Source organism: Rhodococcus sp. BH5 (assembly GCF_027583855.1).
Lineage (GTDB): Bacteria > Actinomycetota > Actinomycetes > Mycobacteriales > Mycobacteriaceae > Rhodococcus_F > Rhodococcus_F qingshengii.
Genome location: NZ_JAJHVW010000010.1, coordinates 1 through 15,950 on the forward strand (window position 1 = coordinate 1; position 15,950 = coordinate 15,950).

At 62.4% G+C, this 15,950-nt stretch carries 14 protein-coding genes and 1 pseudogene; 6 read left to right on the plus strand and 9 right to left on the minus strand.

Features of this window, described 5'->3' with window-relative positions:
- Together RhoBH5_RS23210 and RhoBH5_RS23215 are read left to right on the plus strand one after the other, a co-directional pair.
- Window positions 1–180 (plus strand): annotated as a pseudogene (locus RhoBH5_RS23210) (mammalian cell entry protein); the annotation flags it as partial.
- Window positions 181–262: 82 nt separating this feature from the next.
- On the plus strand, window positions 263–1,018 hold the full coding sequence (locus tag RhoBH5_RS23215; RefSeq protein ID WP_270008884.1) for a class I SAM-dependent methyltransferase: 756 nt from the start codon (window positions 263–265) through the stop codon (window positions 1,016–1,018).
- A gap of 43 nt (window positions 1,019–1,061) precedes the next feature.
- On the opposite strand, the gene RhoBH5_RS23220 is transcribed toward RhoBH5_RS23215, so the two are convergent.
- The 8 genes from RhoBH5_RS23220 to RhoBH5_RS23255 form a co-directional block, all read right to left on the minus strand.
- Complete coding sequence (locus tag RhoBH5_RS23220; RefSeq protein WP_007733922.1) at window positions 1,062–1,814, minus strand: MerR family transcriptional regulator; 753 nt, start codon at window positions 1,812–1,814, stop codon at window positions 1,062–1,064.
- A gap of 75 nt (window positions 1,815–1,889) precedes the next feature.
- Window positions 1,890–3,377, minus strand: coding sequence for a flavin-containing monooxygenase (locus tag RhoBH5_RS23225; RefSeq protein ID WP_007733920.1), 1,488 nt, complete (start codon window positions 3,375–3,377; stop codon window positions 1,890–1,892).
- Window positions 3,374–4,294, minus strand: a complete 921-nt coding sequence (locus tag RhoBH5_RS23230; protein ID WP_030535274.1) for a hypothetical protein — start codon at window positions 4,292–4,294, stop codon at window positions 3,374–3,376. The genes RhoBH5_RS23225 and RhoBH5_RS23230 overlap by 4 nt, the downstream gene beginning before the upstream one ends.
- A 1-nt stretch (window position 4,295) precedes the next feature.
- Window positions 4,296–5,207: an SDR family NAD(P)-dependent oxidoreductase gene (locus RhoBH5_RS23235; RefSeq protein ID WP_270008845.1), complete on the minus strand. Its 912-nt coding sequence runs from the start codon at window positions 5,205–5,207 to the stop codon at window positions 4,296–4,298.
- A 169-nt stretch (window positions 5,208–5,376) separates the two neighbouring features.
- Entirely contained in the window at window positions 5,377–6,306 is a 930-nt protein-coding gene (puuE, locus tag RhoBH5_RS23240) for an allantoinase PuuE (protein WP_003940421.1), read from the minus strand.
- A 16-nt stretch (window positions 6,307–6,322) separates the two neighbouring features.
- Entirely contained in the window at window positions 6,323–7,309 is a 987-nt protein-coding gene (gene alc / locus RhoBH5_RS23245; protein WP_030535271.1) for an allantoicase, read from the minus strand.
- A 3-nt stretch (window positions 7,310–7,312) separates the two neighbouring features.
- Entirely contained in the window at window positions 7,313–8,557 is a 1,245-nt protein-coding gene (locus RhoBH5_RS23250) for a DUF6986 family protein (RefSeq protein WP_270008846.1), read from the minus strand.
- A gap of 62 nt (window positions 8,558–8,619) precedes the next feature.
- On the minus strand, window positions 8,620–10,647 hold the full coding sequence (locus RhoBH5_RS23255) for a CocE/NonD family hydrolase (protein ID WP_193594985.1): 2,028 nt from the start codon (window positions 10,645–10,647) through the stop codon (window positions 8,620–8,622).
- A 140-nt stretch (window positions 10,648–10,787) separates the two neighbouring features.
- On the opposite strand from RhoBH5_RS23255, the gene RhoBH5_RS23260 reads away from it, so the two are divergent.
- The 3 genes from RhoBH5_RS23260 to RhoBH5_RS23270 all read left to right on the plus strand — a co-directional run bounded on the left by RhoBH5_RS23260 (window position 10,788) and on the right by RhoBH5_RS23270 (window position 14,262).
- Entirely contained in the window at window positions 10,788–11,711 is a 924-nt protein-coding gene (locus tag RhoBH5_RS23260; RefSeq protein ID WP_270008847.1) for a pseudouridine synthase, read from the plus strand.
- Window positions 11,712–11,786: 75 nt separating this feature from the next.
- Window positions 11,787–13,322: a CYTH and CHAD domain-containing protein gene (locus tag RhoBH5_RS23265; protein ID WP_007733905.1), complete on the plus strand. Its 1,536-nt coding sequence runs from the start codon at window positions 11,787–11,789 to the stop codon at window positions 13,320–13,322.
- A gap of 49 nt (window positions 13,323–13,371) precedes the next feature.
- Entirely contained in the window at window positions 13,372–14,262 is an 891-nt protein-coding gene (locus tag RhoBH5_RS23270; RefSeq protein ID WP_047271050.1) for a universal stress protein, read from the plus strand.
- A gap of 54 nt (window positions 14,263–14,316) precedes the next feature.
- On the opposite strand, the gene RhoBH5_RS23275 is transcribed toward RhoBH5_RS23270, so the two are convergent.
- On the minus strand, window positions 14,317–15,057 hold the full coding sequence (locus tag RhoBH5_RS23275) for a VIT1/CCC1 transporter family protein (RefSeq protein WP_007733901.1): 741 nt from the start codon (window positions 15,055–15,057) through the stop codon (window positions 14,317–14,319).
- A 131-nt stretch (window positions 15,058–15,188) separates the two neighbouring features.
- On the opposite strand from RhoBH5_RS23275, the gene RhoBH5_RS23280 reads away from it, so the two are divergent.
- Window positions 15,189–15,947: an SDR family NAD(P)-dependent oxidoreductase gene (locus RhoBH5_RS23280; RefSeq protein ID WP_030535265.1), complete on the plus strand. Its 759-nt coding sequence runs from the start codon at window positions 15,189–15,191 to the stop codon at window positions 15,945–15,947.
- The last annotated feature ends 3 nt before the right edge of the window (window positions 15,948–15,950 follow it).

Consider the following 15,950-nt stretch of genomic DNA (forward strand, 5'->3'; position numbering starts at 1 on the left):
GCCAACTGCCAGGCACCTCAGGGCAGCGAAACGGGGGTTCGTAGCGCCAACCGCATCGCGTTCGCCGACCCGAACACCTCGCAACCGTGGGACAGCAAGCCCAAGGTGGACCCGGACAAGCTCAACCTGAACCCGATTGCCACTCAACTCGCACCGATGCTCGGCGCCACCCCGAAGTAGCCGTAAACAACTGGCACCGTCGACCCTCCGCGACGATGATGATGTGATGTCGGAAGGAACGCCTGAAGGCGAGTCACAGAGCATGTCACGAGGTTTCGACGAACTTGTCGCCGAAGCGGAATCCGCCTCCGTCGACGGGTGGGATTTCTCGTGGCTCGACGGACGCGCCACGGAGCAGCGTCCGTCGTGGGGGTACCAGAGGCTGATGGGTGAACGTCTCGGCCGCGCCGGCGCCGCATTGGACATCCAGACCGGCGGCGGCGAAGTCCTCGCCGCTGCACCGTCACTCCCGCCGGCGATGGCAGCAACCGAATCCTGGCCACCGAACATCGCCAAGGCCACCGCCCTTCTGCGTCCTCGAGGTGTGGTGGTGGTCGCCGATCCGGACGAGCCGCCGCTACCGTTCGCCGATTCGGCTTTCGACCTGGTGACCAGCCGACACCCAGCGACGGTGTGGTGGACCGAAATCGCGCGGGTACTCGAACCGGGAGGAACGTACTTCGCTCAACATGTGGGTCACGCCAGCGTGTTCGAACTGGTCGAGTACTTTCTCGGTCCTCAGCCGCAGGCTCGTCGCGGACGGCACCACGAGGACGAAACTGCCGACGCGATTGAGGCCGGGCTCACCGTCGTCGACCTGCGTTTCGAGCGTCTGCGCATGGAATTCTTCGACATCGGCGCCGTTGTCTACTTCTTACGCAAGGTGATCTGGATAATTCCGGGATTCACCGTCGCGCAGTATCGGGACCGGCTCCGCGAACTCGATCAGCAGATCCGTCGCGACGGATCTTTTGTCGCGCACTCGAGTCGATTCCTGATCGAGGCACGCAAGAGCTGAGCGCACCGCGACGGGCCGCACATCCCGAACGTGATCGATGCTGCTAGTCGGACTCGTCGGCGTCGCTCCGCGAGCCGATCGCAGCGGCAAGATAGTCGCCGAGTTCACGCTGAAGGTTCGCGTCGAGTGCCCGGGCCAGTGCCGAATGTACCGACGCCACACCGAGTTCACGCATCGTCTGGAGCATCTCGGCTGTTCCGGCAACCTCGTCGCCCTCCGGGAGCCAACCGACCCCGTGCTGATCGACGATGCGATCCTTTGCCGCCTGAATCAGGTCTTTGGCGATCCCGTCCACAGCGTTGTGAAGCTTTTCGTGCACATCGACCAGTTGATCGAGAGTGAAACCGTAGTCGAGGAGACTCGAAAATCCGCTGAGCAAAGCAGGATCGGTGAAAACGCAGTTCTCTCCTTCGATCTGTACCAGTCCGAGATCTACGAGACGATGCAGTTGACCATCTGCATCTCCCCCGAGAAACTCGCGTACGACGGCCATCTCGATACTCACGGTGTCGCTGCGGGACCATGGTTCGGTGACCGCGTGCTGCAGACCCAGCACCTCTGTCAGGTCTTTCCCGCTTTCCCACCCGGTGATGAAGTCGTCGATATGCGCAGTGGTGAAACCTCGTTGAAGAAGCGTGTCGATCAGCTTGAGGCGTTCGAGGTGCGCGTCGCCGTAGATGCCTACCCGCCCACGCTTCTCCGGCGGAGGAAGCAATCCACGTTCCTGATATGCCCGTACATTCCGCGAGGTGGTGCCCGCAGCGCGCGCTAGATCGTCGATGCGGTACTCGGTCACCGCCTCGTCTCCTCTGCCGCGTCGGTCGTCACGATTCCAACTTAGTGGCAACACCAGGCCGATCAGAACCCGGGATCAGGTCTGCGCGGTGTCTTTCTCGCGCACCGTGCTCGTGTAGTCCCGAAGATCCACCGATTTCAATTGGTTCACGTACTGGGTCGCGAAACCGGGAAACATAGTGGCATTGAATCCTTCGTCGGTGAGATACCAACTCGAACATCCCGAGTTCCACGTGGTCTTCGACAGCCGACGCTGCAACTCGACGTTGTACGCATCTTCGACATCTTGACGAACATCGAGTGCCTTGAGGTCGCGCTCGAGAACGATCTTGATCGCTTGGGCGAGATAGTCGAGTTGCGCTTCCATGTACACAAGGGCGGAGCTGTGCCCCGGACCCGAGTTGGGTCCGAAGGTGAAATACAGGTTGGGATAACCGGATACCGCAATGCTCTTGTACGCACGCGCCCCGGATTTCCACTCCTGAGCGAGCACACGTCCGTCCCGGCCGATGATCGGGACCGGTGTTCCGGTCTTGCAAACGTCGAAGCCGGTGGCGAAGACGATGCAGTCGAATTGATGCTCGATCCCTTCGACCGTGCGAATGCCATGTGGCGCCAATCTCGCGATCGGCCAGGTCACGAGTGTGCAATTGTCTTGCTGGAGAGCCGGGTAATACTCGCTGGTCATCAGCAACCGCTTGCACCCTGCCCGAAAGTCGGGAGTGAGTTGTCGCCGCAACCACGGGTCCTTCACCTGCATGCGCAGATGAAGACGCCCGACTGTTTCCACCACCCTCGTCAACGGGGATTCCCACACCACCCCGAGAGCTACCGATTCGTGTCCCCAGTACCAAGCCCGACGCGCCAGAGTCTGGACGACCGGATGACGACGGTACAGATCCTTCGTGCGAGATCGGGTGCGTAGGTTTGCTCGCGGCAATGCCCATCCCGGTGTTCGTTGGAAAACCTTCACTGATCGTGCAGTTTTCACGAGTTCAGGGACGATCTGGACGCCACTGGCCCCGGTTCCGATCACTGCGACCCGCTTGTCGGTGAAGTCGTAGTCATGGTCCCAGCGAGCACTGTGAATCTTGTGTCCTTCGTAGCTCTCCAAACCCGGAACAGCAGGAAAGCTGACGTTCGCCAGCGGACCGGACGCCATGACGACGGTCCGGGCAATGACCGCTTCACGGCCCTCGAGCGCGATCGCCCAGACACCTGTCTGCTCGTCCCACTCGACGCCCGTGACGTTGCACCGAAACCGAATCTTCGGCTCGAGGCCGAACTCTTTCACCATCGTTCGGATGTAGCCGAGGATCTCCGCGCTGGCCGAGTAGGTGTGCGACCAGTCCGGGTTCGGGGCGAAACTGTACGAGTACAGACGGGACGGAATGTCGCACGCAGCTCCCGGATACGTGTTGTCGCGCCACGTCCCGCCGACCTCCGTGCCGCGTTCGAGAACGACGAAGTCCTCGATACCGTTCTGCTTCAACCGAATCGCCGCTCCGATTCCTGCGAAACCTCCACCGATGATCGCCACTGACAGTGGCTCGGCAGTACTCATGCGAGTGGCTCGTACGTAAGTTCCTTGGCCCAGGTCGGCTCGGAATTGAGCCTGCTGCCGGAAAGTCGGCCAGTGACCTTGACCATCCGATCGGCAAGCAGATGGTAGGGATGGTTGCGATTGATGACCATGTTGCCGTGCCACTTCACCACCCGATACATCGGGACGCGGAGCGCGGCCGGACTCCGTTCGCCTACGTTCCTGAATCGCTTCATCGCGGTGTAGAGCCGTTCCTCGTTCACTCCCATGTCGACGATGTTGTCGCGCATCTTGTTCAGCAGCGGGATGTAGCGAAGTGTCCCGATGATCAACGCCGGATTCAACCAGGCGCCGACGGTTTCGACAACGAGCTTGCGCGTCGTCGAGTGCCCGAGCATCTCGATCACCGCAAAATCGACCGCCAGATGCCTGGACTCGTCTGCATTGATCTTCTTGAACACAGCCTGACAGACCGGATCCTCGATCTCGTCCATGATGAACTTGACCAGGGCTCCGTCGAGCGCCACCTCGAGCATCGGTATGACGGTCCCGAGAATCGAGAGCGACAAACCGTCGGAATGCTTGTCCAGCCAGTCGATGACGAGCTTGACGTTGATGTTGGGCTCGGGCATCTCGTCGCCGTCCAGCATTCCCCACCGACGCATCAGCGCGAGTTCGGCGTTGGCGTGCTTCTGTTCCTCGGCGTGGAAATGCCGATAGATGTCTCGGAGAGTTTCAGTCGGCGCCTTGAGAGCCATCGCAGCGAAGCCACGGGCACCGACGTTCTCGATCCACATCAGGTCCGACATGAACGGTTTCAGCTTCGCATGAAGCTCTGGACTGATCGTCTCGGCGCCCGGAGCATCCCAGTCGATGTCCACCAGAGCCCATTGGCGGTCCTTGATCTTGTGCAGCATGCCGTCGAAATCGAAGGACATGTCACGCTCCTTTCGTGCTCGGCGAGTTCGTCTCCGGCGCCGCCGAAGTTCCAGATGATCCCGACTTCTGTTTCGGTGCAAAGCGATTGAGAACTCCACAGCCCCACGTGTATGCAACGGGTAGATACCGTTTGAGTCGCCAGATCACCTTCGCATCGAACTGCGGCACCACGTAGAGTCGACCCTTGTCGTAGGCGTCGAGAGTGGTGACGGCGATGCGCTCCGGCGAAAAGCCGGTTCGCCGCATCAACGCTTGCGCCAATTGTGTTGCTTCCGCGGTGATTCGGCCGTCGAGAGCAACATTTGTCTTGACGAAGGTCGGACACAGCACCGTCACCCGCACTCCCGTACCGGCAAGTTCAGCGGACAAGGTCTCCGAGAGCGACATCACGGCGGCTTTACCGACGTTGTAGGGCGCCATCAGCGGCGCAGCCGCAAACCCAGCAGCCGAGGCCACGTTGATGAATCCCCCGGCCCCGCTCGCACGCAGTTGTGGAGCAAATATCTCACAGCCGTGCACGACACCCCACAGATTGATCCCGAGTGCCCACTCCCAATCGTCGAAACCGATCTCGCCCACCGGTTTTCCACCGATACCCACCCCGGCATTGTTGATCACCAACGAAAGCGGACCCGCAAGTTCGAGTTCCGCGAACAACGCCAGGTCCTGAACCTGCTCACGAATTGACACATCGCATTTGACGGCGTGCGCGGTACCACCGATCTCGTCGATGAGTGCCACTGTTTCCTTGGCCCGTTCCAGCGAGATATCCGCGCAGATCACCTCACCGCCTCTGCGCGCCAACTCCAACGAAAAGGCACGGCCGATTCCGCTGCCGGCGCCGGTCACCACTGCGCGGGCATTGTGGGACGACTTCGATCCGCGATTCTTGGTCGGTTTCCTGGTCGGCACCGGTCGGCTCACCTTGAAGACGCTTCGACTGCTGTGTGTTTCTCCATCTCCAAAGAGTCATCCACAACCGTGCCAGTTGTCAATGGCCTAGAATTCGATGGCGGAATACGCGGCAGTCGAACCAGTACCCGGACTGCTCGAATGAAGTCTTTTGTCGACCGACCGTGACCTAAACGGGGTGCGCGGTCTTCCAATGCTCGGCGATGTCGATGCGCCGCGCGATCCAGACCTTCTCGTGTGACTGCACGTGGTCCAGAAATCGCTCGAGAGCGGCCGCACGGGCAGGGCGGCCGACTATGCGGCAGTGCAACCCGATCGAGAGCATCTTGGGCGATCCGGCCGTCCCCTCCGCATACAGCACGTCGAAGGCATCGCGTAGGTGCGCAAAGAACTGATCACCGCTGGGAAATCCTGCGGGAGAGGCGAAACGCATGTCGTTGGTGTCAAGGGTGTACGGAACGACCAGGTGCTTCACCGATTCTGCGCCACGCGGAACGTCGACCCAGTACGGCAGATCGTCAGCGTATGAATCGGAGTCGTAGACGAAGCCGCCGTGCTCGACCACCAATTCGCGGGTGTTCGGTGAATCGCGCCCGGTGTACCAACCGAGGGGCGCCGAACCCGTCAGATCTCGCAGAATCTGCACTGCCTCGGCCATGTCTGCGCGTTCGCGCTCGATGTCCACGGATTGGTAAGACTTCCAACGTAATCCGTGGCACGCGATCTCGTGGCCCAACTCCTGAAAAGCACTGACTGCTTCGGGGTTCCGCTGCATCGCCCGCGCCACCGCAAAGACTGTGAGAGGCAGGTTTCGCCGCTCGAAGGTTCGCAGTACACGCCACAACCCGGCCCGGGAGCCGTACTCGTACAGCGATTCCATGCTCATGTGTCGATTCGGAAATGCCTCTGCCGGAGTCATTTCCGACAGAAATGTTTCCGAAGCCGCGTCCCCGTCCAGGACGTTGTTCTCGGCTCCCTCTTCGTAGTTGAGCACGAACTGAACCGCTATCCGCGCGTCGCCGGGCCAGTGCGGATGCGGCGGATGAGGGCCGTACCCCACCATGTCCCGGGGATAGTCGTCGCGCGGATAGTCGCTCATGCCAACAACTTTACCGTCAGCGCCCGGAGATCACAGCGCGAGCAGCGTCGGTGAGTACGCCGAAGACTCTCAGCCGCGCCAGGCCACCGTCCGGGAAGATGTCCAGGCGAACATCGGTGACCTGGACTTCGGAATCGATCGGAAAGCGATGGCGCGTATCCGGACGCAGCGTCGTGCGCGGCAACAGTTCGATCCACTCCCCCTCCGATGTCCGCCCGGTCAGAGCGCCCTCACCTGGACTGTTTCCGAGGAAGTACGAGGTGTCGATCTCGACGAAACTCAGCACGCCTTCACCCGCGAGTTGTACTTGCACCCAGTCGTTTCCGTTGTCGCGGCGCCTGGCGGTCTCCCACCCGTCACCCATCGAAGCAGCGCGTCCGGGAAACAGGATATTCTGCGGTGAGCTGTAGAACATGTTGGAGCAATCGGTCACGCGGCCACCGTTTTCGAGTGCTGCGAGGTCCAACGGCCCGGCATCGAGGAAACGCGGGTCCGGCCGCGCTTCGCCGTGAACACGGAATCTCGCCACGCCGCCGTCCGGGTAAATGGTCAGCTTGACGTGCGTCCACCGCTCCTCCGACGCCACCGAGAACGGATTCTCCGAGTCACCGTGCACGGTCGAGCGCTCGACGATGGTTGTCCACTCGCCGGATCCGGCCAGGTCGGCGGGATCCGGATACCCGTCGACCGAGATTGCTTCCACCGAGATCTCGGGCGGGTAATTGCCCTTGAACCACGCGGTGTCGACCACGACGCCTCGCACCACTCCGGGAACACCGAGTCGAACGATCGCCTCGTCATGGCCTGCCACCCGGCGGCGACGCGTCTCCCAACCGTCGTACACCTGCCCCTTGTGACCGAACGTCGCCGGCTGGTACCCGGCCTTGCCTGGGCGGATCAGGGCCTCACGCTCGGCAAACGCCTCGTCGTTCGCCCAGATGACGGCTCCGCCGAGGGTGCGCAGTGCGAGATCGGGCAGCAAGGTGAATTCGGTGGTGCTCATCGGTCAGTGTTCTCCTGTGATCGGTGTGGTGCGTCCTACGAGGTGACGGAGTGCGTTGGTGTCGGCGCTCGGGGCGAGTCGGAGAACTTCGGATTCCGGATAAGCCCCCGCGTCGAGCCCGCGCAGTACCACCGCTGCGAGCGCCTGGGCGGTTGCAGGTTCGTCCATCACGTCGCCACCTTGGCGCCCCAAGTACGACTGGATGCGCGGGGCAGCGGCGCCGAGCGCGTTGCGATAGAAGCCGAACGTGGCGAGCCAGCGGGTGACCAGATGCCCGGGGTGCATGTCCCACCCCTGGTAGTAACCGCGTTCCAGGGACCGCGTGACGAGGCGATGGTGCCGAGTGATCGCGTCGCGGATCGCCGTGGCGCTCCCGACAGGCGCGACCTGAGTCGACCCGTCGCACACCCAGACACCGGTCTGCGCGGCAGCAGCCAACATGACAGCCTTTGCGTGGTCTGCCACCGGATGTTCGAGCGACTGATGACGCGATGCAATTCCGCAAGCTGCACTGTAATCGTAAGTGCCGTAATGCAAACCGGTCAGACGACCGGCACCGCGATGGATGGCCTGAGCAACTGCCACCGTTCCGTCGGCCGCGATGACCGCCTGCGGGCTCTCGATCTGCAACTCGAACCGAAGCGAACCGAGCTCGAGTCCGTGCGCCTTCTCCAGCTCTTCGCAGAGCAACACCGTCGCCGTGACCTGCTCCACCGCGCGCAGTTTGGGAACGGTGAAGACAAATCCGTCCGGCACTCCGCCGGCCGCGTCGAGCACAAGCTCGAGCGTCCTGATCGAGCGCCGACGCTCACCGGCCGGCAACCCCTTGAACCTGATGCCACTCCAGTTCGGCCCGGCAGGATCAGCGCTGAGCGCGGCAAGCGTCTGTCCGGCCGACGTCGCTGCATCGTCTTCTTCTTCGTCGCTGCGGCGTCCGTACCCGTCCTCGAAATCGATCCGAAAGTCTTGGACCGGCTTGCGGCCGAGTTGAACTCGCACATCAGCGAGCGCATTCTCCGTGTCGAGATCGGCGAACACATGAGCATGGGAATCGAGAAGCGCGATCGCCTGCTCACCCCAGAGTCGAGGGGTGTCGACGGTTGCACCCGCGGCACTGACGTAAATCGTGTGCACGGGTTGGATCTCGTCACGGTTTCCCGGGTACTGCGCCGCGAGCCGCTCGTCCACCGGATCCAGAAGTCCGTCCAGACGATCGTGGACGGCGGCGGAGAGTCGGGATTCTGTCATCGGACGATCTTCTCAGAACGTCCGCGAGCCCGCAGGTTCTCACGCCGCCGATCCAATCCGAGTCAGCGGCCCCCGACGAACGGAACGTTGACGAAGCTCGGCCGGTCTGCAGCCAACTCGATGTGCTGCGGTTTGAGTTGGCTGTCGGCGAGCATCGGGCCGAGCGCCAGGTATCGCGGCACGCTGGCAGCGTAGACGTCGACGCGGAGCCGGTGCCCCGGTTGCAGCACTGCGTCCGTCGGGAGCATGTTGATGTCGACGGTGGTGACCTCACCGGGAACCACCGGCTGACGCGTGTCGATCGTCAGATAGTGGTGCGGTTCACTGTAGTCACCGTTGGCCGAGCGAGTGCTCTTCGAATCGTCGACTGCCCGCAGCGACGCAGTCAGAGCGCCGTTCGTGATCGGTGTCGATGTTCCGTCCGGTGCTACGTCGTTGACCGTCGCTGCCCAGAATCCGTCCGTCGCGTCCAGGACGGTCTCGAGGTGGACGTTGATCGGGCCCGAGAGTGAGGTCGGCTCCGTCACTGCCTCACCGGTGAACGTCAGGCCCTCCGCTTCCTGGAATCGGGAATCCTTGGAACACGTCGCACCGAGCACCACGGAGATCCCGGCAGTTCCCTGAGTTCCGTCACCGGAGCAGAAGCCTCGCAGTCCTGGTGTGACTGTCAATCGCGCTGCGGCACTGGGCGGGTCATTCGTCAGCGAACCGTCGTACGCTGCGTGGGCGGCAGTACCGCTGGGCGCAGAGTTCAGATACATACGTTCGTAGCTCGCACCGGCTCGCGGGAACTGATCGTCCGTGATCCATCCGCCGCCTTGCTGGAACATCGTCACCGGACCGTAACGATCGATTCCGTTGTCGATGCCCTTGAGCCACTTGTCGAACCACGCACGTTCGAGCACGTCGAGGCGCGGCGGCGCACCGTCCTTGCCGAATCCTCCACCGGGAGTGACGTGATAGCCGTTCCCCATGATCAACTGCTTCTGCCCGGGCGGCAGATCGATTCCGTTGTAGATCCGCGGCTCACTGTTGGCGAAGATGTCGTGCCAACCGCCGTAGACCATCGTCGGAACGGCGATGTTGCCGACGTCAGCGGCTCGGTCCTGATAGAACTGCCCGTCTTGCGCGACTTGCAGAGTCGACGGTGACACGTCCTCGATTCTCTGAGCCGTCATCGCTTGCACCAGTTCGGGAATCAGCGTACCGGGATCCTCGAGGCGGCTCGCCAACCACAGGGGATCGAAGTTTCCTTGCAGGATGTCCTGAACGTTCGGGATGAGTTTGAGCCCGTTGACCGCGGTCAACCACAACGGCATGAACCCGACTCCGAGGCCGCCACCGGTTCCGACGATGTCGCGCAGCAGATCGTTTCCAGGTTCGACCGGGAAGATCGCCTTCAGTGCAGGTGGATTGTTGCTCGCCGCCTGCACCGAGTTGATCGCGGAGTACGAGATGCCCGCCATCCCTACTTTCCCGTCGGACCACCCCTGCTTGCTCATCCAGTCGATGACCTCGACCGAATCCTGTTGCTCGCGCTTACCGAGCACGTCCCAATTACCTTGGGAGAAGCCGGTTCCACGTGCGTCGACCACTACCTGCGTGTATCCGTTCTGGACCAGATCACGGTTGACGCCGAGAACCCTGGCGCCTCCGCCGGCGATGACGCCCGTCAACTCCGACACTCCGTCGAACGGCGCCGCGAGGTCGAGCGAGTTCGCAACGTCCATCAGCGTCTCACCGACCTGCGGGATCGACAGAGCTGAATCCACCAGTGTGTCCAGCAGTTTCGTGTACGGCGTGATGTTGAGGACCGAAGGCGTCTTCGATTCCACGGCCCGCCCGGATGCATCCGCCGGTCGGTACACATTCGCTTGCAGAACTGTGCCGTCACTCATCGTGATGGGCACGTCCCACTCGATCGAGACCCCCGGATACTGCGGCGTCGCCTCCGTTGCCGCGAGCCAGGCCTGCCCGTCCGACCCTCCCGTCGGATCCGCAGAAGCGACGGCGCTCGGCACCGTCAATCCCACGACGCACAGCCCCACCGCAATCGTTGTCGACCTTCGACGTAGAAGTCGTGTCCTCACGAAAACCCCAATTTTCTGTTGTGATGACCCAGCCCTGCCCCCACGACAGTGACCGGTGTCACGAACTTACCGGATAGTAACTTCCGTCCCATATGTCGTCAATAGGTCTGAATGCCGACCGGACGGCTAGCTTTGAAGATGTGTCACGATCACCGCTTCCCGTCCGCGACGGCCTGAACCCCAGTCGCATCCGTCAGCCCGACGACGGCATGTGGACGACGACGCTCGACTACCTGCTCGAACGGTTCCCCCAGGACGCCGTCCGATTGCGGGAGAAGGTCGCAGCCGGGGAGGTCGTCGACGAGAAGGGTGTCGGAATCACCGAGACGAGCGCTTTTGCTCCCCGGCGGTTCGTCTACCTGTACCGCGACGCTCCGGTCGAAGCGCGGGTGCCGTTCGAGATCGACATCCTCTACCGGGACGAAAACATCCTGGTCGTGGACAAGCCGCACTTTCTCGCGAGCACGCCCCGCGGGCGATACATCGCCGAATCGGCCTTGGTGCGGTTGCGTCGGGATCTCGATCTGCCGGAGTTGAGTCCAGCGCATCGCCTCGACCGCGTCACGGCAGGACTGCTGCTGTTCACCGTGCATCAGGCGGCCCGGCGCGGCTATCAGACCATGTTCGCCGACCGCCGCGTCACCAAGGAATACGAGGCCATCGCGCGTTACGACGCGCAGGTGAGCACTCCCGTGGTCGTGCGCAGTCGCATCGTGAAAGAACGCGGCGTGCTCAAGGCCGCGGAGATCGAGGGCGAACCCAACAGCGAGTCGCGGATCGAACTGATCGAAACGCGAGACGGCTTCGCGCGGTACCGGTTGACTCCCCATACCGGCAAGACCCATCAACTTCGGCTGCACATGACCTCGCTCGGGCTCCCGATCCACGGCGACAACTTCTATCCCGACTTCTACGACGTTGCCGCAGAAGATTATTCGAACCCGCTGCGCCTGCTGTCGAAGGTTCTCGAGTTCGAGGATCCGAAGACCGGCCGGCTGCAACGGTTCGAAAGTCGGCGGACCCTGTCCTGGCCGGACGAATCAGGCCGTGGCGACTCGCCGTAGGGACCCCGGACCCTTCCACTGCGCCTCCGATACCGGGAGGATGGAAGCGCAGACCGCACCGCAAGAGGAGACCAGATGAGCAAGACCGCCGTCGTACCCGAAGCCGTACGGGAGATCGAGCGCAAGTACGAGGCGCCGGCCGAGCAGGAAGTTCCCGCCTTGGGCGGACTTCCCGGTGTTGTCGGCGAACCGGTCCACGACTCGATACAGCTCTCTGCCACCTACTTCGACACCGCGGACTACCGGTTGCTGGCCGAGAAGATCACGCTGCGCAAGCGTGAGGGTGGCGACGACGCGGGGTGGCACATGAAACTTCCCGCAGGCCAGGACACTCGAACCGAAATCCAACTTCCCCCGGACGAGAGCACCGATGTGCCCTCGCCGCTGTCGAGTCTGATCCGGGCGATCATTCGCGGTCACGATCTGGTGCCGGTCGCCCTGATCATCACCGATCGGGAGCGCACCAGGCTCAACGGCGAAAACGGTGTGCTGCTTGCCGAAGTGGTCTCCGACACCGTCATCGCCTGCAAGGCAGACGGTTCCGGAGAGTCGACGTGGCAGGAAGTCGAGGTCGAACAAGGCGCAGGCGGGCAAGAGCTGGCCGATGCAATCGAGTCGGTTCTACTGGACGCCGGGCTGGAGCGCTCTGCGAGTCCGTCCAAACTCAAACGAGCACTGGGCACGTCGGTCACACCGTACGCCGGTCACGAGGTCACCTCGGGCAAGGCGTCGAATCCGCGGATCTTGTTGCGTAATTACCTCATCGAACAATTGCGCGCACTGGTCGCCGCGGATCTCGGCACGCGTCGGGCCGACGACGAAGCCGTTCACGACTTCCGGGTTGCGGCACGCCGCATCCGCAGCGCTCTGCAGTCGTACGCCGGCCACTCTCCCAAGACCGACGATCTCATCACGGATCTGCGGTGGATCGGTGGAAAGTTCGGTGACGCCCGCGACGTCGAGGTCCAGTGGGAGCGTCTTGTGGAACGCCTCGGCGAAATCGACGAGATGCCCGAGCGAGAAGCTGTGCGAGCTCGAATCGACGAGTTCTTCTCTGCACGTGGTGAAACCGCCCAGGAAACAGCCCTCGAGGCGCTCGATTCCGAGCGATACACCACGCTGCTCGATCGCCTCGACGAGTACGTCGGCGACCTCGAATTCGACACCGCCACCCACCGCGTCGGAAAGAAGGCATCGGCACGAGAGTTGGCCCATACCCTGCGGCACCTGGCACACAAGGTCGGTAAGCGGGTCGATCACGTCTTCGATGCCGATAGCCGCACCGAGCGTGACGAGCGAATGCACCGCGCCCGCAAGGGAGCCAAGCGGATGAAGTACGCGATCGAGGTCATGGAACCCGTGTCGAAGAGCCGAGCGAAGCGTGCACTGAAGCATTTCAGCCACTTCCAGGATGTTCTCGGCGAGCACCAGGATTCCGTTGTCGCCCAACATCATCTACTTGCAATGGCAGCCGAGCAGGAGCATACCTCGCTCACCAGTTTCGGATTGGGCATGGCCTACCGACGAGAACTGGAAATAGCCGACGGGCAATCGACCCTGCTACGCAAGACGTGGAAGGAAGCCGTGAAGTCAGCATCGTCACTCTGGTGACGTTGCTGTAACCAGTCGACCGATCTCGATCATTTCAGAGGGAGTAGACATGAACACACTTGCAGGACACCAGGATGTCGTCGCCGGTATCGACGGATCCGAGGCCTCGACGGCGGCGGCCCGGTGGGCGGCCTCCGTCGCGAACGCGGTGAACTCACGACTGATTCTGGCGCACGCCCTGCCGCAAGAGGGCCCGATCTACAGTCCCGCTGCAGTGATGTTGCAGTCACAGTTCCTCAGTCAGATCCGCGAAGACGGCGAAGCGATCGTCGATGCCGCCGCCACGGTGATTTCGGCCGAATTCCCCGAACTGACCATCGAATCCGAGATCGCGCCAGGGCCGGCGTCGACGCATATCCTCGAATCCTCGGGTACCGCACGCCTGATCGTGATGGGGTCGACCGGATCGGGTGCACTGCGCTCACGGCTGCTCGGATCGACCGCACTGAAGGTGGCCAATCATGCAACCTGTCCGGTCACCGTGTGGCGTGGTTCGGCGGAGAATCCCGGTCCGGATCAGCGTCCCGTCATCGTCGGAGTCGACGGAAGCGCGTTGAGCAAGAAGGCCGTCGAGTACGCGTTTCGTTATGCCGATCAGTTCGACGCGCCGCTCATCGCGGTCCACACCTGGCAGGGCTCGTCCACCTTCCGCGAAGGCGGAGCGGGAATCCTGATCGACTGGGAGGCTGTCGAGCAGGAGGAATCGGCGCTACTGGCGGAAAATCTAGCCGGTATGGCCGACCAGTACCCGGACGTGCCGGTCACCCGCATCAGTGAACCCGGTGCCGCTGCTCCCGTCATGCTCAAATACGCCGACGACGCACAGTTGATAGTTGTCGGAAGTCACGGCCGCAGTGCGATGGCGGGCGCCGTGATGGGCTCCACCAGCCAGAATCTGCTGCACCATGCGCCAGGGCCGGTCATGATCTGTCGCGCCTGAATTGCTGTGCGCCTTTATTAACCCCCCGCGGTTAATAAAGGCGCACAGCAGGGGTCAGGCGAGACCCGTGCCCACCAGCTGACCTACTCCGTACGTCACGGCCATGGCCAGCGCGCCGCCGATCACCACGCGTAGCACCGCTCTGGTCTTGCGAGCTCCGCCGAGCGTCGCGCTGATCGTCCCGGTCAGCGCAAGTGCGATCAGCACCGCGAAAAATGCGATGGGGACGCGGATGCCTGTCGGCGGCACCAGAATTGCGACCAACGGGATCGCCGCGCCGATCGTGAACGAGATTGCCGACGAAATCGCTGCATGCCACGGATTGGTGAGATCGTCTGGATCGATACCCAATTCGACTTCTACGTGCGCCGCGAAGGCATCGTGCTCGGTTAATTCTTCGGCGACGCGGCGGGCCGTCTCCGGACTCAATCCCTTGTTCTCGTAGATCTCGGTCAGTTCCTGAAGTTCAGCCTCCGGGGTCTCGAGGAGTTCCTTCTTCTCCTTCTGCAGGAGTGCGCGTTCGGTATCCCGCTGAGCGCTGACCGAGACGTACTCGCCCAACGCCATGGACACAGCGCCGGCAACCAGTCCAGCAAAACCTGCTGTGAAGATCGCGGAGCGCTCGGTCGTGGCTGCCGCAACACCGACCACGAGACCTGCGGTCGAGACGATTCCGTCGTTTGCACCCAGAACACCTGCACGCAGCCAGTTCAGGCGATTGTTCAAACTCGGTGCGTGAGGTTCCGATTCCCCACCGGGCGCCCCGTCGGTCAACTGCACACTGTCTCCGGACATGGCAACAGATTAGGACGATCAGTCCGGTTGCGATAGCAATCTGAGCCTGTCCTTCGCGCACTGATATATTCCGATTGGCACCCCAACCAAGCATTTGTTAGGTTTGAAATCGGCAGACATCTGGAGGCATTGTGAGCGCAGTACGCACCGCTTTTGTCAGCGGCGGAACCGGTGGAATCGGGTCGGCGATCGCCCTGACCCTTGCCGAACGCGGACACGACGTCGCCTTCACCTACCGAAACAACAAGGGCGCTGCCGAGCAACTGAGCGAGCAGATTCGAGCGCATGGCGTGCGCGCCCACTCGTACGCTCTCGACTTGACCGACGAGTTGTCGATCAGCGCCGCCGTCAACGATGCGGTCGATGATCTGGGCACATTGACGACGCTGGTCCACGCTGCGGGACCGCACGTCCCGATGACGCACCTCTCACGTGTGACGCCGGCGTTCTTCACCGAACAACTCAACCAGGAGGCCGCGGCGTTCTTCACCCTCGTCCACACCGCCCTGCCTGCGCTGCGTGCATCCTCGGGTTCGGTGGTGGCGGTGACAACCGCGGCAACGGATCGCTTTCCCGTGCGCGACGGACTCTCCGCTGGCACCAAAGGGGCTGTCGAACAACTTGTTCGCGGATTCGCCGCAGAGGAAGGACGCTACGGCGTCCGGTTCAACGCTGTAGGACCAGGCATGTTGACGGACGGAATGGCGGAGCGCCTGATCAGCTCCGCCGAACTCGACCAAGGCGCGCTCGACGTGACGATGAGCCGAATCCCGTTGAAGCGCTTCGGATCAGCTGCCGACATCGCCGAAGCAGTATGTTTCCTCGCAAGCGACGCGGCCGGATTCATCAGCGGTCAGAAGCTCAACGTCGACGGTGGCTACACCGTCTGAGCG